15 protein-coding genes are annotated in these 20,277 nt (G+C 64.0%); 6 read left to right on the top strand and 9 right to left on the bottom strand.

Translation table 11 applies throughout. The features are described 5' to 3' along the window. The 8 genes from RM96_RS23470 to RM96_RS23435 all read right to left on the bottom strand — a co-directional run bounded on the left by RM96_RS23470 (window position 1) and on the right by RM96_RS23435 (window position 10,498). A complete protein-coding gene (locus RM96_RS23470; RefSeq protein ID WP_039014087.1) occupies window positions 1-1,212 on the bottom strand; it encodes an alpha/beta fold hydrolase in 1,212 nt (403 codons plus the stop codon). Then, on the bottom strand, window positions 1,209-2,498 hold the full coding sequence (locus tag RM96_RS23465; RefSeq protein ID WP_082016688.1) for an MASE1 domain-containing protein: 1,290 nt from the start codon (window positions 2,496-2,498) through the stop codon (window positions 1,209-1,211). The genes RM96_RS23470 and RM96_RS23465 overlap by 4 nt, the downstream gene beginning before the upstream one ends. A 248-nt stretch (window positions 2,499-2,746) precedes the next feature. After that, the gene (locus RM96_RS39480) at window positions 2,747-2,920 is read right to left on the bottom strand and encodes a hypothetical protein (protein WP_193752513.1); all 174 of its coding nucleotides are present in this window, start codon (window positions 2,918-2,920) and stop codon (window positions 2,747-2,749) included. Window positions 2,921-2,955: 35 nt separating this feature from the next. Next, entirely contained in the window at window positions 2,956-6,051 is a 3,096-nt protein-coding gene (locus RM96_RS23455) for an efflux RND transporter permease subunit (protein WP_039014084.1), read from the bottom strand. Between the two features lies 1 nt (window position 6,052). Beyond that, a complete protein-coding gene (locus tag RM96_RS23450; RefSeq protein ID WP_052279695.1) occupies window positions 6,053-7,210 on the bottom strand; it encodes an efflux RND transporter periplasmic adaptor subunit in 1,158 nt (385 codons plus the stop codon). Window positions 7,211-7,231: 21 nt separating this feature from the next. Further along, on the bottom strand, window positions 7,232-8,683 hold the full coding sequence (locus tag RM96_RS23445; protein ID WP_238587383.1) for a TolC family protein: 1,452 nt from the start codon (window positions 8,681-8,683) through the stop codon (window positions 7,232-7,234). A 224-nt stretch (window positions 8,684-8,907) separates the two neighbouring features. After that, window positions 8,908-9,612, bottom strand: coding sequence for a DUF746 domain-containing protein (locus RM96_RS37560; RefSeq protein WP_082016687.1), 705 nt, complete (start codon window positions 9,610-9,612; stop codon window positions 8,908-8,910). Window positions 9,613-9,892: 280 nt separating this feature from the next. Next, window positions 9,893-10,498 (bottom strand): response regulator transcription factor, encoded by a 606-nt coding sequence (locus RM96_RS23435; RefSeq protein ID WP_039014083.1) that lies wholly within the window; start codon window positions 10,496-10,498, stop codon window positions 9,893-9,895. Between the two features lie 86 nt (window positions 10,499-10,584). On the opposite strand from RM96_RS23435, the gene RM96_RS23430 reads away from it, so the two are divergent. Further along, on the top strand, window positions 10,585-12,222 hold the full coding sequence (locus RM96_RS23430; RefSeq protein ID WP_039014082.1) for a sensor histidine kinase: 1,638 nt from the start codon (window positions 10,585-10,587) through the stop codon (window positions 12,220-12,222). 144 nt (window positions 12,223-12,366) lie between these two features. Here the strand turns inward: RM96_RS23430 and fabI are convergent, their stop codons facing one another. Further along, window positions 12,367-13,155, bottom strand: a complete 789-nt coding sequence (gene fabI / locus RM96_RS23425) for an enoyl-ACP reductase FabI (RefSeq protein WP_039014081.1) — start codon at window positions 13,153-13,155, stop codon at window positions 12,367-12,369. Window positions 13,156-13,364: 209 nt separating this feature from the next. On the opposite strand from fabI, the gene RM96_RS23420 reads away from it, so the two are divergent. The 5 genes from RM96_RS23420 (at window position 13,365) to RM96_RS23400 (ending at window position 20,142) form a co-directional block, all read left to right on the top strand. Next, on the top strand, window positions 13,365-15,245 hold the full coding sequence (locus tag RM96_RS23420; protein WP_039014080.1) for an extracellular solute-binding protein: 1,881 nt from the start codon (window positions 13,365-13,367) through the stop codon (window positions 15,243-15,245). 19 nt (window positions 15,246-15,264) lie between these two features. Beyond that, on the top strand, window positions 15,265-16,314 hold the full coding sequence (locus RM96_RS23415) for a microcin C ABC transporter permease YejB (protein ID WP_039014078.1): 1,050 nt from the start codon (window positions 15,265-15,267) through the stop codon (window positions 16,312-16,314). Continuing rightward, a complete protein-coding gene (locus RM96_RS23410) occupies window positions 16,311-17,441 on the top strand; it encodes an ABC transporter permease (protein WP_039014076.1) in 1,131 nt (376 codons plus the stop codon). The genes RM96_RS23415 and RM96_RS23410 overlap by 4 nt, the downstream gene beginning before the upstream one ends. Beyond that, complete coding sequence (locus RM96_RS23405; RefSeq protein WP_082016686.1) at window positions 17,438-19,102, top strand: ABC transporter ATP-binding protein; 1,665 nt, start codon at window positions 17,438-17,440, stop codon at window positions 19,100-19,102. Before RM96_RS23410 ends, RM96_RS23405 begins: the two co-directional genes overlap by 4 nt. A gap of 350 nt (window positions 19,103-19,452) precedes the next feature. Then, window positions 19,453-20,142 carry a C40 family peptidase gene (locus RM96_RS23400; protein ID WP_039014074.1) on the top strand — a complete coding sequence of 230 codons (690 nt, stop codon included), beginning with the start codon at window positions 19,453-19,455 and terminating at the stop codon, window positions 20,140-20,142. Window positions 20,143-20,277 lie beyond the last annotated feature (135 nt).

Raw genomic sequence — 20,277 nt, 5'->3', positions numbered from 1 at the left:
TTACGCGGGTACAGGCTCGACATCCGCGCCGGCCGCGGGGCGGTACTCGACGGCCGTGATCCTGCCATTACTGCATTGCAGGCGTTGCGTGCCGCGCCACTCGACAGCCTGGCCGTCCGCCACGAACGAGCCTGCCAGGCTGATTTCGGCGGTCTGGCCTTCAATGCGGGGCGCGCTCGTCGCGGCAATCTGGACTGACTCGCCGGCGAGCTTGCCCAGCCGCGCGAACATCGCGATGACTGCGTCGCGGTCATCGTAAGCGCCTGCCAGCGGATGGCTGCCCAGGTGCCGCCATCGCACCGTGGGTGCCAGCAGCGGGAACACCGCCTCGAAGTGTTGCGTGGTAAGCGCGGCGATGTATTCATCGATCAGCGTGTTGACGGCTTCTGCCACCATCGGCACTTCGACGGTTCTCCGGGCTTGCCGGCGTGCGCGGGCGGGGTCGAAGCCGAGGAAGTCCAGCACGCTGCTGACGACCTGCTCGCGGTCATTGTCGACGCAGATCATGTGATAGCTGTCTTCCAGCACGACCTTGCGCACATCGGGTACCGCAGCTTCGAGAAAATCGGCCGAGCGCAGGCTGGTCAGCTCGTCTTCGCGCGCATGTACCACCAGGGTAGGGCAGGCAATACGGCGGGCCCCGGCCTGCACCCAGCGGCGCAGGCGGTCGACCTGCCGGACGCAGGCCAGCGGGACCCAGCGATAGTGGAAGTTGTCCCCGCGCTCGAACTTGGCCTTGACGACCGCGCGCACCAGGTCGTTCTTGATGCCGTACGGCTCGTCCTCATCCACCCTGATCCGCGCGGGCAGGCCGGGAATGTGATAGACCGGATAGCGCAGCCAGCGGTACCAGGGCGTCGACCAGCCATCGATGAATACCGGCGCTGCCAGCGCCACCAACCGGCCCTTGCGATGCTGCTTGCGCTCGCAGAGCGCAAGCGCCAGCAGCGCGCCCATGCACATCCCCATCACATGGAAGGTTTCATACTGGTCGACCAGCTCCTCGTAGGCCCGCGTGACCGATTCCAGCCAGTCCTCGGCGAGCACGGGCACCAGATCTTCCGGCTGGCCGCCGTGGCCGGGCAGCGTGATCGCGTGGGTTTGCACGCCGACACGGCGCAAGGCCTTGTGCATCGGTCCTAGGTCAAACTGCGTGCCGCCCAGCCCGTGAATCAGTAGCGCTCCGGTGCCGGTGCCCTTCGGGCCAGTCATGCCGCACTCCGCCCCTCGAGCTGCGCGGGCTCCTGCAAGCGCCAGGCGCCGGCAATGACTGCAACCGATTCGTCGCCATCCAGCAGCGGGCCGCTCATGTCCAATACCGTGGTCGTGCTGCCGGGCGGCAACTGCAGGCGGAAGCGAAGGTCGCTGCGGGATTCGCCATCGCTCTCGCGCAGCCAGCGGCTTCTTACCTGCGCGCGATCGTCCGGATGAACACGGGCGAGCACCTGGTCGAGGTCGGCAAAAGCGGTTTCCGGCACGCCGAGGGCGCGCTGCAGGTTGCCGCTCCAGCGTATCCTGCCGCTATGGGGGTCCAGGCGGTAAACCAGCTGGGAGCTGGCGGCCAGTGCCAGTTCCATATCGTTCTGGCGGCTGGCCGACTGCTCATGCAGTTGCTCGCGGCTGGTCTTCAGCGTGTTGATCAGCAGGGTGAGCAGTGCTGCCACGGCGAGGTAGAGCTGCGCCTCCAGCAGCGAACGGCCGTGATGCGCGGCGCTCTCCGCGAAGGGTCCATCGCCCTGGCTGGTGTTGAGCAGGACGAAGCTTGCGAGAATCGCGACCGCCACCGACCCGCTGCGCCCGCCCCAAAACAGGGTGACCACGGTGATGAAGAAAAGCGGGATATAGGTCAGCGCGAATACGATGCCCGGCGGCAGCAAGGGCAGGCCCGCGCCGTCGAAGATGACGAGGGTGGTCGCCACCAGTGCGGTGAAGGCCGCCAGCCCGAACAGGAAGTCGCTGCGGCTCATGCCGCCGGAACGCATGGCGCGGAAGTGCGACCAGCCTGCCAGCACCGGTGTCATGATCAGTATGCCGACCAGGTCGGCGGCGGCCCAGATGCGGGCGGTTGGCCAGAACGGCACGTCCATGACCAGCTTGAACCAGCCAGCCCCGAAGGCGGCGCTGGCGGTGCTGCATATCACCCCGGCGATCAGCAGTCCGCGCACGAAGGCAAGGCCTACGGTGGAGAACCCGGTAAGACGCACCAGGGCCACCGCGACCGCCGCGAACCCGATTTCGTCGAGGGAAAACAGGACCATGCGCATCGCCTCGCGGCCTTCGACCCAGCCCAGCAGCATCTGCGCGACGAAGAAGGCCACGCCAAGGAGCAGCCAGCGCGAGGCTGGTGCGAGCATGAACGCCGCCACGGTGACGCCTGCGGGCAGCCAGATATACCCTGTGGCAGCAAAGGGCCCGTTGATCTGGTGGGAGACATACCCCGAGCAGAAATACAGCGCCGCCCATAGCAGCAGCGCGGCGGCTCGACTGGTTGGCTTCACGATGGTGCTCCCTGGCTGGCGTCCGCCCTGCGCCGGGGTTCCGGTGGCAAGGCGGTGATTGATTTTCCCCGGAGGCACTGTCAGAGTGATTCTCGCGTCATTTCGTGGCAAGCGTCCGCACCGGTCCCCGTGGGAGAACGTGCGGCCAGCCACGCGGGCGAAGGACGTCAGACGGCCATTCCGGCTTCAAAAAGAACCGTACTTTGCCAGAACGGGCCATTGGCGTCGATGTGCGGGTAGCCCGGACACTAGCGCCGGACGTTTGCGGGCAGGACCGAATTGCGGTTGTCCGGGGCGGCGGGCTTTGCCCCCTGCCGGGTGCCTTGCTTCTGGCCAGTCCTGGCGGGCGAGGCGGCGGCCAGGCCGACTGCCAGCCAAAGCGCCGCCGTCAGCGAAATCCGAATGACACCTTTCCTGATCATGGCAAGCTCCCATTTGTGGTCGGCACGTACATGCACTAAACGCCTTCGGCCGGAGTCAGCGAGACCGCATCCGGTCCTCCCGGGCGGGCGCGATGACGGTTGACCCAGGCGAACACGACCGGCAGCACCAGCAGCGTCAGCAAGGTGGTGGTCACCATGCCGCCGACGATGACCAGCGCCAGCGGGCGCTGCGCTTCCGAGCCGATGCCGTGCGACAAGGCCGCCGGCAACAGGCCCAGGCCGGCAAGCATCGCCGTCATCACCACCGGACGCAGCCGCAGGGCGGCGCCCTCGACCACGGCCTCGTGCAGTTGGTCCTCGCGCGCCAGCCGGTTGATGTAGGAGATCAGGATCACGCCGTCCTGGATCGCGATGCCGAACAGCGAGAGGAAGCCGATCCCTGCCGAGATGCTCAGCGTTTCGCCTGCGATATGCAGCGACAGCAGGCCGCCGATGGCCGCGAACGGCACGTTCAGCACGACCATCAATGCATCCTTGAAATTGCCGAAGGTGCTGTACAGCAGCAGGAAGATGACAAGGATGGTCAGCGGCACGATCACCGCCAGCTTCTTCTGCGCGACTTTCATCTGGTTGAACTGGCCGTCCCAGAACATGGTGTAGCCGGCCGGCAGCGAAACCACCCTGGCAACCTTGTCCTGTGCCTCTGCCACCGCGCTGCCCAGGTCGCGCCCGCGCACGCCGAACTTGATCGCGATATAGCGCTTGCCGGATTCCCGGTAGACAAAGAACGGCCCGTCGGTCGCCTCCACCTTTGCCACCATCGACAATGGAATGCGCTGGCCGTCGGGCGTATCGACCAGCAGGCGGCCGATCACGTCCGGATTATTGCGGGCAGCATCGTTCAATCGCACCGACAGCCCGAAGGTCTTCTCGCCTTCCAGGATCTGCGTCACCGCATCGCCGCCGATGGCAAATTGCACGGCCGACTGGATGTCGTTGACGTTCATGCCGAAGCGCGCGCTCTTTTCACGGTCCACGGTGATATTGAGCGTGGGCTGGCCCAGTTCCTTGAAGATGCCGACGTCGGCCAGTCCCGGCACCTTCTTCAGGATCGATTCCACTTCCTTCGCCTTGTCCTGCAGCGTGAGGAGGTCGGCACCGTAGATCTTGACCGAGTTCTCGCCCTTGACCCCCGACAGCGCTTCATTGACGTTGTCCTGGATGTACTGCGAGAAGTTGTACTCGATGCCCGGGATCCGATCCAGATGCTTTGACAGCCGATCCACCACCTGCTGCTTGGTAGCGCCCTTCGGCCAGTCGGCTGGCGGCCTGAAGTAGAGCGCGTATTCCTGGTTGAACACGCCGGTCGAATCGGTGCCGTCGTCGGGGCGGCCGATCTGCACCGATACCGTCTGCACTTCGGGCTGCTGGCGGAAATAGCCACGCAGGTCGCGCGCAATCGAAGCCGAATAGTCGAGGTCGACGGTATTGGGCAACGTGACCCGCAGCCACAGGTTGTTCTCTTCCAGTGTCGGCAGGAACTCGGTGCCGAGATAGCGCGAGCTGTAGAGCGTGGCGGCCAGGCCGAGGAAGGCTGTCAGGAACACCAGGCCCGGCTTTTGCAGCAGCTTGCGCAGCAGCGGCTTGTAGCCGCGCAGGATGACTTCGATGAAGCGCGGCGAGTGTGGCCGCAGCGCGCCGCTGAAGACAAACGAGGTCACCCCGGGCACGAAGGTCAGCGCCAGCACGATCGAGGCCAGCAGGGCGAAGCCCATGGTGAACGCCATCGGCTTGAAGATGATGCCTTCCACCCCGCCCATGAAGAACAGCGGCGAATACGCCACGATAATGATGCCGGTGGAGAAGATCATGGCCCGCTGCACTTCGCTGGTGGCCCTGACGATGGCGTCCTCCACATTCGTGTTCCCTTCCTCCAGGTGGCGCATGATGTTTTCCATCACGATCACCGCGGCATCCACGATCAGCCCGAAGTCGATCGCCCCGAGCGAGATCAGGTTGGCCGGCACCTTGAAGTGGTCCATGTTGATGAAGGACACGCATAGCGCCAGGGGGATCACCGCCGCCACCACTGCCGCCGCGCGGAAGCTGCCAAGGAAGATGAACAGCACGACCAGCACCAGCGAAATGCCGACGAACAGCGCATGCTCGACGGTACCCATGGTGATGTCGAGCAGGTTCTGGCGGTCGTAGAAGGTCTTGACACGGATACTGGCGGGCAGCACGTGCTGGTTGACTTCCGCGATCTTGTCGCGCACGCGTGCCAGCACTTCGGTGGCGTTCTCGTCGCGCTTCATCAGCACGATGCCCTCGACGATGTCGTCGTGCTGGTCGAACTGCACCATGCCCAGGCGCGGATTGTTGCCGATGCGCACCTCGGCGATATCGCGCACGCGCACCGGCACGCCATTGACTTCCGAAACGGTGACGTTGCGGATGTCATCGAGCGTCTGCAACAGCCCCACGCCGCGCACCACGAACTGCTGTTCGCCGGCCTTCATCAGCCCGCCGCCCGTATTGGCGTTGGCGTTCGAGACGGCATCCACCACCTGCTTGAGCGACAGGCCGTAAGCCTGCAGCTTCTCCGGCGTGGGCACGATCTGGTACTGCTTGACCATGCCGCCGAAAGCGGTGATGTCCGCCACGCCGGGGACGTGCTTGATTTCCTTGTAGACGCTGTAGTCCTGGTAGGTCTTCAGCGTGGTCACGTCGACGCCGTTGGCCTCGATACGGTAGCGCAGGATCTCGCCGGTGGCGTCGCCGTCAGGGGAAAGGCTCGGCTGCACGCCTTGCGGGAGGTTTGCCTGCGACAGGTAGGTCACGAAGTTCTGGCGTGCCTTGAAGCTGTCCACGCCTTCCTTGAACTTGACCGTGACCACCGACAGCCCGAACAGCGACACCGAGCGGAACGATTGCACGTCGGGCACGCTGGCGAGTGCGTTTTCCACGGGGATGGTGATCTGCTGCTCGACCTCGACCGTGCTGCGGCCGGGCCATTGCGTGATGGCCTGCACCGTCACCGGCGCTACCCCGGGATACGCTTGCAGCGGCAGGCGCAGGAAGCTCAGCACGCCGGCGGCAAGCAGCCCGGCGGCCAGGAACACGATAAGCAGACGGCGTTTCAGGATGCCGCGGATCGGCGAGAAGACCATCTCAGGACTCCTGCTTGAGCAGCATTTCGTTGAGCAGCATGCCACCCTGGGTGACAACCCTGAGCGGTGCGCCGAACGGAACGCCTCCGGTAACGGCAAACGAGCCGTCGCTGCGCGGCGTGCCCTGCACCAGCAGACGCTCGACGTGCTTCTCGTCGGGCATGGTCATCAGCACCAGCTTGCCCTCGTCCTTGACGATGGCTGACTGCGGCACCACCAGTGCCTGCGCATTGCCGGTGACGATGCGCGCGGTGGCATACATCTCCGGCTTGAGCATGCCATCCGGGTTCGGCACGTCGCAGCGCACTTGCAGCGTGTGGGTATCGGCGTCGACATTCGGCGCAATGAAGCTGACGCGGCCGGCGTAGCGGCGCCCCGGATATGCGGGGGTTTCGACCTCGATGGGCTGACCCAGCCGCACGCCCCTGATGTCACTCTCATACAGGTTGCCCGTGAACCAGATCACGCGTGTGTCGATAATGCTCATCAGCGAATCGCCGACGTTGAGATAGGAGCCCTGGTCCATATCCCGCTTGACGATGGTGCCGGTGATCGGCGCGCGGATGGTGAGTGTCTCGGAGATGGCGCCGCGTTCGCGGATGCGGGCGATGTCAGCCGCCGTGGCACCCAGCACGCGCAGCTTGTTCTCCGACGACTGCATGGTCAGCCTGGCATCGTCCAGCAGTTCCTTCAGGTCGCTGCTGCTCAGGGTGTGGAAAGCGTTGTGCGAGAGCAGGAATTCATTCTGCGCGGCGATATATTCGGGCGAATACAGTTCCGCCAGCGGCTGGCCGGCGGTCACCTTTGCGCCCTCGTAGACCAGGATGCGCTCGACGCGGCCGGCGACGCGCGCAGAGGCCAGCTTGGCCTGCTGTACGTTGTAGGCGAGCTTGCCGGGCGTGGGGGTGTCGAGCGTGACGGTCTGCGCGTTGAAGACGGCGGTCTTGACCACGTTCGGATCGAACCCTCCCTGCGGCACGGCCAGCACGGTGGGGGTAGGGCGAGCCTTGGCCGGCTCGGCCTTGCCATAGGGTTGGGCGGCCGGGACTGCGGCCGGCGCTACGGTCCGGGCTTGTTGCTGCGCCCAGTATTTTCCACCCCAGATACCGCCCGCCAAAGCCACCACGAAGCCGGCGCCGACCATCAGATTCTTGTTCATAAGCTCAATGTCTTGCGACCGTTATAGTTTGTCGCGCCCGACTGCCGCGGCCAGCGTGTAGTAAGCCTGGCGTGCCTGCGATTCAGCCTGCGTCACCGCCAGTTCGGCGGTCTTCAGGGCAGAGCTGGCAGCCAGGAGATCGGCAAAATTCGCGCTGTTGTTGGCGTAGTTGGTGAACGCCATCTTGTAGGCGGCCATCGCCTCCGGCACCTGGCGGTCGCGCAGGAACTCGGCCTGCTTGACCGCCTGGCGCAGGTTGTTGTGCGCGGTATCCACCGCCAGCAGGGTCTGCTGCCGCACCGACTGGTCATTGGCGTCGGACGCCACCTTGTTGGCTACAGCTTCGTCCACGCCATATTTCTCCTTCGTGAAGAAGAACAGCGGGATGATGACGTCGAACTCGATGCCGTAGCTGGCCGGCTTGAAGCCAAGCGGCGGGTTGCTGCCGTTGAAGGTGCCGATAATCTGGAAGTCAGGCAGGTAAGCCTTGCGGGCCAGGCGGACGCCTTTCTCTGCCGCTTCCACCTGGAAGCGGGATGCGCGCACATTGGGATGCTCGCGCAGGGCCGTGTCTTCCAGTTCGGGCAGCGGCACAGGCGGCAGGCGCACGGCGCTGGCGTCGGGGCGCAGCTCGAGCGGGAACTCCGGGTTCTTGCCGATCAGGGCATTGATGTTCTTGAGCGCGTTGTCATACTGGCGCTCGAGCCCGAACACATCATTCTGTGCGCTGCTCTGCGCGACTTGAGCGTTGAGGTAATCCACATAGCCCGCCGCGTTGTTGGCATAGCGGATGCGAGCCACCTGCTTGACCTGCTCCAGGCGCTTGAGATTCAGGCGCAGTACGTCAAGCTGGGCCTTTTGCGACAAGGCCTGGAAATAGCTCGTACTCAGCTCGGCATAAAGCTGCAGAAAGAGCGCGTCACGTTGGGCGTCCAGCGATTCGGCCTGGGTGTTGGCGATGTCGGCGGCGAGCGCCTTCTTGCCGGGGAACGGGAACGATTGCGTCAGGGTGTAGCTGAACGACTCGGCGCGGGCAAGCGCCAGCGGGCTGTTCTTGGGCAGGTTTCCCCAGATCAGGCCCACCTGCGGATTGTTGGGCGCGGCAATCTGCGGCACCGTGGCCTTGGCCGCCTGATAGAGCGCGCGAGCCTGAATCAACTGCGGATTGTTGGCGCGCAATTCTTCCGACAGCTCCCACAGAGAGAAGCCGGGGCCCACCAGGCCTTTGAGCTTTTCCTGGTCGCTGGGAGCGGCGGGCGGCGCCACAGGCACGCTGGCGCCGGCAGGCGGGGGGCTGGTCACCCGATTCCATCCGCTACCGGCTTCGCCGTCTGGCGGGAGTGCCTTCTTTGCTGCCGGCACCAGCGGTATCAGGTTGGTGTCCCCGGTGAGTTCCACGCCCCATGCGGCCTGGGTTGCCCAGAGTAGCAGGGCCGCCGCGCCGGCGCTTCTGCGGGTTGGTCGTTGAAACATGAAACGCTCACCAACGATGGGCGCATGGATGACGGCTTGTAATTTCAATTCGCTTTCCAATGCATTGCGGAGAAGCTTCCGGTCGGCCCGGAGCGATTGCGGGTGTCGCATTCACTTGACGCGAGCTGGCTGGATACGCATGAGGAGCCGGCTTCCCGGATCGCAGGGACACAACGGGGCGCGCTTGAACGCCGCGCCGCAGGATCACCGGAACAACGGACCGGTTAGCCCGTGCTCAACTGCGATGGATGCCTGCCTTGCTCGCATAGCGGGCAGACTCGCAGCAGGGCCGGCATATCGTTCGCAGCGCTTGCGCTGCGAACCGGAGAGCATCTGCAGCCAAGCCCGCCCGAAGGTGCGTTGCCCTGTTGATCCTCGGGGATCACGGCATAGTGAACGGCAAGGTGCACGTGCCGCTCCCAACTGCCTGACGGATCCAGTTCCAGTAGCCACAGGCGGGACTGGACAGACCAGCGCACCACGGTCTCCGCGTTGATGCCGAGTCTGCGCGACGCTTCGGCAACGGACATGTGTTGCGAAGCCAGACCGAAGAACGCGTGCAGGGTGCCTTCATCCGGCCGGAGCCGCGCCATCGGGGTCCCACTCAGGCGATTGAATCGCCGGTGGCACTGGTCGCAAACGAACTGCGGCAAGCCCTTGTAATCCGCGCCGTTATTCGTTGCTCCGCCACTATGGCAGCGAGGACAGCGAGGCGGGCGGCGGCTGGTCGCATGAAGCTTGCGCCATGCCGATGCCAGATAGGCGGTCAGATCGGTATCTTCCTCGCCCAGGGCGCTGGCCGGCCAGATATGAATCAGCGTCGTTGCTGCTGGCCGGCCCCCCGGAAAGCGGTTTCCGTCCCCGCTGTAAGGCTCGGGCGAAGAAGAAGTGTCCGACTGCATCGCAAATTGCTGCTCAGATGAATACATGGCACGAGGCGACGCCGGCGCCGGACAAATGCGGCGCCGCCTGACGGCCGGCACACTGCTTCCCGCCAATTTCCGTGTCGAAAATGAATCTGTCGAATCTTTACATCGTGCACCGCGAGCGCATGACTATCGGCGCCCGTCATCTGTCAGCGATGAATTTGCGGTGATTCTATTTGCCGGCAGGTTTTTTGCGTACTGTGATTGATCACAGTAGGCCGGCCTCGAGGAGGGGCTGCACTATGCGGCGCTGCCGGGATGGTTTCCGGCGACGGGGGCCGGATCAGAGCTTGATAATGCCGGCCGAAGCGGCTTTGACGACGGCCTCGATGCGGGTTGCCACGCCCAGCTTCTGGCGTGCGTTGTCGATATGGAAATCGACCGTGCGCTTGGACAGCCCCAGAATGGTTGCGATTTCGCCCGAGGTCTTGCCGCGCGCGGACCACAGCAGTGCGGCGATTTCACGTTCGCTCAGGCTGACGCCCGGCTGGCCGGGGCGCGCCCTGGCGACGCGGGCCAGCCGGGTTTCGATAATGCTCTCGAGGATGTCAAAATCCACAGGCTTGGTGACATAGTCGTCGGCCCCGAGGCGGCGGCCTTTGAGCTCGGCATCCCGCTGCGCCAGCGCTGTAAGGAAAACGAAAGGCAAGTCGGCGAAGCGTGGTGTCAATGCGCTAATCTTCTCGAGCAGTTCGAAGCCCGTCATCACCGGCATGCTGACATCGCACAGAACCAGATCGGGGGTCTCGCGCAGGATGGCAGCGAAGCCTTGTTCGCCGTTGTGTGCGATGCTGACGTCGAATCCCCGTTCAACCAGTTCTTCCGCGATCAGTTCCGCCGTCTCGGAGTCATCCTCGATGCAGAGAATTCTTCCACTGGTTTGCTTCATGGCTGCCCCGCCTGCAACTTTGTGTTGGTGCCGTACTCGTCTGAACCGCGCCTGGTTGCGCGTGGCGAGCCTCAGGATTATCTCCCATGACGCACACGACTCGCTCTCCGCTGCATGATGCGCCGGGGCAGCCCCTGCTGCGCCGGAAGCTGGCCCGCCTTTCCGGGTCGATGCCGATGCTGCGGCCGATCCGCGTTCGCCTGTCGCTGGTGTTTGTGCTGTTCCTGCTGCTGGTGATCGGCGTCGGTGCTTTCAGCATTGACCGGCTCAGCAGCTTTCACAGGGTGTCAGCCCAGATCAGTGGGCGCTGGCTGCAGAGCAACCGCATTCTGGGCGACCTCAACAATTATATTTCCGATTATCGTGCCACCGAGGGCGATATGCTGATCGCGACTTCGCGCGTCGATCAGCGCGCCGCCGAGCGGCAGGCCACGGCGCTGGACGAGATCATTGCAATGGGCGAGAGCCGTTACGGCAAGATCGAGCATGATCCCGCCGATCTTGCGCTCTACCAGCGGTTCATCAATCAATGGGCCGAATACCGGCGGCTTGCCACGCGCGTCATGGCGCTGGCGCGGAGCAACGACAAGGCCGCGGCAATTGAGCTGTACCACGGCGACTCGCGGCATGCATTTGACCAGGCCAACGGCACGCTGGGCATCCTGACCGAGCGCAATGTGGCTGGCGCCGCTGGCGCGACCGAGCGCGAAGCCGAGGCTTATCGGGACGCATGGCGCCTGATTGCGGCAGCCATCCTGGTCTCGGGCTGCCTCGTGATTGCCGCGGTTGGCTATCTGCTCAAGGCAGTATCGAATCCGATTGCCGGGCTGGTCGAACGCATGAACCGCATTGCCGACAACGACGCACATGTCGAGATTCCCGGTGCCGGCCGGCAGGACGAGATCGGCGATATTGCCCGCGCGGTGGTCCGTTTCCGCGACAACACGCTGGAGCTGGAACGCAGCCAGGCAGCGCTCGCCGCGCAGGCGGCGGTGCTGCAGGACACGCTGGAGAACGAGCGGCGCATGGCGGAGCTCCAGCGCAATTTCGTCTCGATGGCGTCGCATGAATTCCGCACGCCGCTGAACGTCATTGACGGGCACGCGCAGCGGCTGGTGCGGATGAAGGAGGTCCCAGGCGCGGAGGTGCTCGGCGAACGCTGTGCAAGGATTCGCGCGGCGGTGCTGCGCATGACCAACCTGATCGACCACCTGCTCGATTCTTCGCAACTGCTTGACGGCAGCAAGCTGAGCTCGCTGCACTGCACCGACTTCTCGCTCAGCCTGCTGCTCCATGAGGTCTGCGAGATGCATCGCGACAGCTCGCCGGCCGCGGTCATTGAAGAAGTCGTGGATGCCGGCGTTCCGGAAGTTTTCCATGGCGATGCTAGGCTACTCTTCCAGGCCTTCAGCAATCTGGTCGGCAATGCGATCAAGTACTCGCCGGAACGGACTCCGGTCACGGTCCATGTATCCGGCGACGCGGAGGCGGTCTGCGTTGCCGTGACCGACCACGGCATCGGCATCCCCAGGAAGGACGTCGATCATCTCTTCGAGCGCTACGTCCGGGGCGGCAACGTGGCCGGCACGGCGGGCGCCGGCGTCGGGCTGTATCTGGTCAAGCTGGCGGTGGAGCTGCATCAGGGAGAAGTTTCCGTGACGAGCACCGAAGGGCGGGGCTCCTGCTTCACGGTTCGGCTGATGCGTCGGAACGGTTCTGCTTGATGGCGCGTTCGGCGGAGGGGGCGGGGGGGGGATGTGATGCGGGAGTAACGTCGGCTGTCCGGGCGGAGCCGCCGCCCGGGCCGGCGCAGAAACAAGAAAGGGTGCCAGCGCGAGCTGGCACCCTTTCTGTCTGGCGGCGCAGAATTACTCTTCGCCGGGCACGCTGGCGCCGACAACGTTGAAGCCGCCGTCGACATACGTGATTTCGCCGGTGACGCCGCTGGCCAGGTCGGACAGCAGGAAGGCGGCCACGTTGCCGACTTCTTCGATGGTCACGTTGCGGCGCAGCGGGGCGGCGTCTTCAAAGTGGCTCAGCAGCTTGCCGAAACCCTTGATGCCCGAGGCAGCCAGGGTCTTGATCGGGCCAGCCGAGATGCCGTTGGCGCGGATGCCGCGCGGGCCGACCGAAGCGGCCAGGTAGCGCACGCTGGCTTCGAGCGAGGCCTTGGCCAGGCCCATGGTGTTGTAATTGGGAACCACGCGCTCGGAGCCCAGGTATGTCAGCGTCAGCAGCGAGGCCTTGTCCGACAGCATCGGCAGGGCAGCCTTGGCCAGTGCCGGGAAACTGTATGCCGAGATATCGTGGGCGATGCGGAAGCCTTCGCGCGACAGGCCATCGAGGAAGTCGCCGGCAATGGCTTCGCGCGGCGCAAAGCCGATCGAGTGCACCAGGCCGTCAAATTTTTCCCAGCGCTGTCCCAGGGCGGCGAAGGTTGCGGCGATCTGCTCGTCGCTGCCGACGTCGCATTCGAAGATCAGGTCGCTGCCGAATTCCTTGGCGAAGTCGCTGATCCGGTCCTTGAACCGTTCGCCGACATAGGTGAAGGCCAGTTCGGCGCCTTCGCGTTTGCACGCCGATGCGATGCCGTAGGCAATCGAGCGGTTCGAAAGCAAGCCGGTGATGAGGATCCGCTTACCTGCCAGAAATCCCATAAGTTCTCCAAGGTGGTGTATTGGGCACGCTTCGTGCGTCGGCCCGCGGGCCGACGCGCTCCCGGGTGTCTCCCGGCCGTTTTATTGCGCCGTGTAGAGGGAATGTCCGGATGGCTGGAGCCTACCCGAACGCATGTAAAATTGTCTCATAACTTGGCCCGGCCGCAGAACGCCGGGTCCCACAGGTCTAAGTGGAGGAATCCAACGGGATGCCTATTCAAGCACGTTGGCCGCTGCAGGCGGCATGGCAGTGCTTCCGTCGGGGCGCGGTACTGCAGTTTGGGCTGGCATTGGTGCTGGCTGCGGGAGTTCCCTCCATAGCGAATGCGGCGCATGGTTTCGCGTTACACGGCGATCTCAAGTATGCGTCGGATTTCACGCATTTCGACTATGCCAATCCCGATGCGCCGGCTGGCGGCACCCTTACGCTCGCCAATCCCGACCGCCGCACCAGCTTCGACAAGTTCAATCCGTTTACGCTGAAGGGCACCTCGGCCCCCGGGCTGAATGCGCTGATGTTCGAGTCCCTGCTGATCAGCAGCGCCGACGAATCCGCGAGCGCCTATGGCCTGCTGGCCGGCGATGTGACGGTCGCGCCCGATGAGCTCTCGGTCAGCTTCACGATCCGGCCAGAGGCGCGTTTCTCCAACGGGGACCCGGTGCTGGCGTCGGACGTCAAGTATTCCTATGACATGCTCATGAGCAAGGCCTCGAGCCCCGGCTACCGCAGCATGTGCACGGACGTGAAGGCGGTGGTGGTGACCGGGGAGCGCAGCGTGCGCTTCGATTTCAAGCAGCGCAACCGCGAGTTGCCGCTGATCGTCGGCTCGCTGCCGGTTTTCTCCAAGAAATGGACCGAGAAGGTTTCATTCGACAAACTGACCTTTGAAGAGCCGATTACCAGCGGGCCTTACCTCATCGAGCGCTACGATGCTGGCCGCGGCATCATCTTCAAGCGCGATCCCAAGTACTGGGGCAAGGATCTGGCCGTGCGGCGCGGCACCTTCAATTTCGCGCGCGTGGTCTACCGGCTGTACAAGGACGAGACCGCCAAGCTGGAGGCTTTCAAGGCCGGGGAGTTCGATGCCATTGTCGAGTACCGCGCCAAGAACTGGGCCAAGAGCTATCAGGGCACGCGCTTCCGCACCGGCGAACTGCTGAAGACCGAGTTCCCGCACCGCAACGGTGCCGGTATGCAGGGCTTCGTCATGAACATGCGCAAGCCGATGTTCCAGGACGTGCGAGTCCGGCAGGCGCTGATTCTGGCGCTGGATTTCGAATGGCTGAACCGGCAGCTCTTCTATGGCGCCTACAAGCGGTTGGACAGCTGGTTCTCCAACAGCGAGCTGGCCGCCAGCGCCACCTTTGACAGCCGCCCTGGGCCGGGCGAGCTGATGCTGCTGGAGCCGATGCGCGCACAGCTGCCGCCCGAGGTGTTCGGCCCGGACGTTACGCAGCCGAGCACCAATGCGCCGCGTTCGCTGCGCGATAACCTGCGCGAAGCGCGCCGCCTGCTGGCGCAAGCCGGGTGGACCTACACCGATGATGCATTGCGCAACGCCAAGGGCGAGCCGCTGGTGTTCGAGTTCCTGGATGACGGTGGTGCCATGAGCCGGGTGATCACCACCTACGTGCGCAACCTCGAGAAGCTCGGCATCCAGGTCCATCAGCGCACCACGGATTTCGCGCTATACCAGAAGCGGCTGGAGGACTTCGACTTCGATATGGTGTCGATCCGTTACCCCGATTCGCAAAGCCCGGGTAACGAGCTGCGCGACCGTTTCTCCACCGAGGCGGCCGGCACGCCGGGCTCGGACAACCTGTTCGGCCTGAAATCTCCGGTCGTGGACCGCCTCGTGGACAATGTCCTGCACGCCCATACGCGAGAGGAGCTGGTCATCGCCGGACGCGCGCTGGACCGCGTGCTGATGCACGGCTATTACATTGTGCCGAACTGGTACAGTGCATCGCATCGGGTCTCGTACCGCAAGGAACTGGCCTATCCCGAACGCCTGCCTTATTTCTACACGGCCGAGGGCTGGATTCTGAGCAACTGGTGGCGCAGGGACGCGCGGCCGGAAGCCCGCTGAGCGACAAAGGAACCGGCCAATGCTTGCCTACCTTTTCAAGCGCATCCTGCTGATGATCCCGACCCTGATCGGGGTGATCACGCTGACATTCGTCGTCATCCAGTTTGTCCCGGGCGGACCGGTCGAGCAGATGATGATGGAACTCAAGGGCCGCGGTGGCGGTGGCGAAGCCAGCGGTGGCGGCGCCGAGTACCGGGGTCGCCGTGGCGTCGACCCCGAGAAGATCAAGGAAATCCAGGCGCTCTATGGCTTCGACAAGCCGCCGCTGGAGCGCTATTTCCTGATGCTGAAGCGCTTCGCCCGTTTTGATCTTGGCGAGAGTTATTTCCAGCACCGCAGCGTGTGGGAACTGGTCAAGTCAAAGCTGCCGGTATCGGTCAGCATAGGGCTGTGGACCTTTTTCCTGACCTATCTCATATCGGTGCCGCTCGGCATTTCCAAGGCCATCCGGGCCGGCAGCCGGTTCGACGTGGTGACCAGCATGGTCGTGCTGGTGGGTTACGCAATTCCGGGATTCGTCCTCGGCGTGCTGCTGCTGGTGCTGTTCGGCGGCGGCACCTTTGTCCAGTGGTTCCCGCTGCGCGGCCTGACGTCGGATAACTGGGACCAGCTCACGCTGATGGGCAAGGTCATGGATTACCTCTGGCACCTGGTGTTGCCGATCACGGCCTCCGTGGTGGGCAGCTTTGCCGTGGTGACGATGCTGACCAAGAACGCCTTCCTCGAGGAAATCCGCAAGCAGTATGTGCTGACGGCCCGCGCCAAGGGCCTGGCCGAGCGTCGTGTGCTGTGGAAGCACGTATTCCGCAACGCGCTGATTCCGCTGGTGACCGGGTTCCCGGCGGCGTTCATCGGCGCGTTCTTTACCGGATCGCTCCTGATCGAGACGCTGTTCTCGCTGGACGGCCTCGGCTTGCTGTCCTACGAGGCCGTGCTGCGGCGCGATTACCCGGTGGTGCTGGGCACGCTCTACCTGTTCACGCTGATCGGCCTGGTTACCCGGCTGATCTCGGATGTCTGCTACGTGATGGTCGACCCGCGTATCCACTTCGAGGCGTTGCACCGATGAAATTCCTCTCGCATGCAGCGCCCAACGGCCTGCCGCATTCGCCGTCACCCCGCCAGCGCGCCTGGCAGCGCTTTCGCCGCAACCGGCTGGGCTACTGGAGCCTGGTTCTGTTTGTCGCGATCTTCGTCCTCAGCATGTGCGCGGAGGTGTTGTCGAGCAACCGGCCGCTGGTGGTTCGCTACAAGGGGGAATGGTATTTCCCGATCGTCAAGACCTATTCCGAGACGACCTTCGGTGGCGATTTCGCCACACCGGCCGATTATCTCGATCCTTACATCCGCGACCGGATCACGACGAACGGCAATTTTGCGGTGTTCCCGCTGAACCACTATTCGTACGATTCGCTCAATTACTTCGCCAAGGAGCCCAACCCGGCGCCGCCCTCGGCCGAAAACTGGCTGGGCACCGACGATCGCGGCCGCGACGTGCTGGCGCGTCTGCTATATGGCTTTCGGGTATCGGTGCTGTTCGGGCTCGCGCTGACCATCCTCGGCGTGCTGATCGGCACGCTGACCGGGGCGCTGATGGGCTTCTTCGGCGGGAGGTTCGACCTGTTCTCGCAGCGGGCCATCGAGATCTGGAGCTCGATGCCGGAACTCTACCTGCTAATCATCTTTGCTTCGATCTTCGAGCCAAGCCTGGCGCTGCTGATCATCCTGCTGTCGCTGTTCGGGTGGATGGGCCTGTCCGACTACGTGCGTGCCGAGTTCTACCGCAACCGCTCGCTCGACTACGTCAAGGCGGCGAGGGCGCTGGGCCTGTCCAACGTGCAGATCATGTGGCGGCATATCCTGCCGAACAGCCTGACGCCCGTCATCACTTTCCTGCCGTTTCGCATGAGCGCAGCCATCCTGGCCCTGACCAGCCTCGACTTCCTGGGCCTGGGCGTTCCGCCCACCACGCCAAGCCTGGGGGAGTTGCTGGCGCAGGGCAAGGCCAACCTGGATGCATGGTGGATCTCGCTGTCGACCTTTGCCGTACTGGTGATTACCTTGTTGCTGCTGACGTTCATGGGTGACGCGCTGCGCGATGCCTTCGACACCCGTCTCGGCCTGGCCGCGCTGCGCGGCCGCGTGGCACCCAAGGTGCCGCCGGCCCCCGGTGCGCCGGCAGGAGTGACGCAATGAGCGTCATGCCGCAGATCAAGGAGGCTGCAGAGTTTCCACCGGCGCCGGATCCGGTGCCGGGCACCACGCTGATGTGTGTGGAAAAGTTGTCCGTCACCTTCGGTCACGGCGATGATGTCACGCGCGCGGTGCGCGAAGTCAGCTTCGACCTGCGCGCCGGCGAACGCTACGCCCTGGTGGGGGAGTCGGGTTCAGGCAAGACCGTGACGGCGCTGGCGATGTTGCGCCTGGTCGAAGACGCGCATTACGAGGGTGCAGTCCGCTTCGAGGGCAAGAACCTGATGGAGGTGTCCGACCGCGAGATGCGTGCTATCCGCGGCGCCGATATCGCGATGATCTTCCAGGAGCCGATGACGGCGCTGAACCCGCTGTATACGATCGGCAACCAGATCGTCGAGACGCTGGCGCTGCACGAAGGCCTGGACCGCCGTGCCGCCCGCGAGCGCGCCATCGCCTTGCTGGAGCGCACCGGCATCAGCGACGCGGCGCACCGGTTCGACAGCTTCCCGCACCAGCTATCCGGCGGGCAGCGCCAGCGCGCCATGATCGCCATGGCGCTGGCCTGCCGCCCCAAGCTGCTGCTCGCCGATGAGCCGACAACCGCGCTGGACGTCACCATCCGCGCGCAGATCCTGGATCTGCTGCGCGACCTGCAGGCTGAATTCGGCATGGCCGTGATGCTGATCACCCATGACCTGAACCTCGTGCGTGCCTTCGCGCAGCGCGTCGGCGTGATGGAGAAGGGCGTACTGGTCGAGTCCGGGGAGACCGCCCAGGTATTTGCCTCGCCCCAGCATCCCTATACCCGCAAGCTGATCGACAGCCGGCCGCGGCGCGAAGTGCTGCCGCTGGTGCCGCTCGCGCCGGTCCTGCTTGAGTCGCGCGGGCTTTGCGTCAACTATGCACGCAAGCGCGCGGGCATCGCGGGATGGTTCGGCAAGGACCAGTTTGCCGCGGTCAAGGGCGTCGATTTCCAGCTGCGCGAGGGCGAGACCATCGGCATCGTCGGCGAGTCCGGCTCCGGCAAGACCACGCTGGCCCATACGGTGCTGGCCTTGCAGCGCAAGAGCGAAGGGACCATCCACTTCCTGGGCCGCAGCTTTGACGGTGCGACCCGCAAGGACCGTTGCAAGCTGCGCTCGCGCATGCAGGTGGTGTTCCAGGATCCGTTCGGCTCGCTGTCGCCCCGCATGACGATCGAGCAGATCGTGGGTGAGGGCCTGGCCCTGCATCAGCCGGGTCTTTCGGGCGAAGCCACGCGCCAGCGCGTCATTGAAGCCCTGCGCGAAGTCGGCATGGACCGCACTGCGCTGGGGCGCTATCCGCACGAGTTCTCGGGGGGGCAGCGGCAGCGCATCGCCATTGCCCGGGTGCTGATCCTGAAGCCGCAGGTGCTGGTGCTGGATGAGCCGACTTCGGCACTTGATGTCTCGATCCAGCAGCAGGTGCTGGCGCTGCTTTCGCAACTTCAGCATAAATATAACCTCAGCTACCTCTTTATTAGCCACGATCTTGCCGTTATACGTGCCATGGCCCATCGCGTCATCGTGATGAAGGCCGGGGAAGTGGTGGAAACCGGGGAAACCGAGACGGTTTTGGGAGCGCCGCAACATCCGTATACGCGCAAGCTGATGGCCGCTGCCCAGATTGGTGCAGCCTGAAACCGGTGCTCCGCAGCAATGACGCCTCCCCGTGGGAGGCGTCATTTGTTTGTCATGCGGAAACCAATAAAATAGATGCGAAAACTGAGCTAGATCGTTGATTGCTATGTCATTTTCGCCGAATTTGTAACGAACTTTGACATGTCGATGACAACCCTTTACCATCCCGCGAGAACTATTTTTGGGGGTGGTCTGCCCTTCGCATTGATTCGGGAGCAGCACGTTCGAGGTGCAATGTGACTGGCGCGCTTATTGCGTAGCCGACCCCAAGGCAACGAATCCCCGTAATACCTTGCCCGCCCCGGAGTGCATCCCGGGGCTTGGTCATTAACGAATCATCAGGAGAACCAATGCAGAGATCGGTGCTTCATTCCCTGGCGCGCGCCGCCGTTGGAATTTGCATTGCCTGCGGTGCGACTGTCTCGAATGGAGTGCTGGCGGATACGGTGTTCAAGGACCCTGACGCCCGTCTCGATGCCACCGCCCAGATGGGCGCGGACGCACATGTGGAAGGCAAGCGCGGCTTGCTGTCGTCGGTCGTGAGCTCCACCAGCCGCGTTGCCAGCAAGGCTGGCGACGTCGTCATGAATGCGCTGGGGCTGATTGGCGTGCGTTACCGCTTTGGTGGCAACAGCCCGGAATCCGGCCTGGACTGCAGCGGCTTTGTCCGCTACGTGTTCAATGACACGTTCGGCTTCATGTTGCCGCGCCGCTCCGTCGAAATCAGCCAGGTGGGCACTACGGTAGCCGCCAACGACCTGCGTCCGGGCGACCTGGTGTTCTTCAACACCATGCGCCAGACGTTCTCGCACGTCGGCATCTATATCGGCGACAACAAGTTCGTGCATGCCCCGTCCACGGGCAGCAAGATCCGCGTCGACGATATGCGCGCAGCCTACTGGGTGACGCGCTACAACGGCGCGCGCCGTATCGAGGACGGTCAGGACGGCGCTGGCCGCGCCGAGGGCATGGGCAGCATGGTCGAAACGCTCAAGCGCCTCGATCCCAACGCCAGCGGCCGTTCGCTCTACGGCGGCTGATACTGGCCCAGTTAAACAAAAAAGGACTGCTTCGGCAGTAATGCCGTTCAGTTAAGCGCTGAACGGCATTTTTCGTTGTTAGCCGCAGAAGCAGTTGTAAACCGTGAGCCGCAATGTTAACTTTGCGGCGCCGTG

This window comes from Cupriavidus sp. IDO (assembly GCF_000812465.1).
In the GTDB taxonomy this organism is placed as follows: Bacteria; Pseudomonadota; Gammaproteobacteria; order Burkholderiales; family Burkholderiaceae; genus Cupriavidus.
The sequence above is the reverse complement of the archived record's forward strand: the minus strand, read 5'-3'. Positions and strand labels throughout refer to the sequence as shown.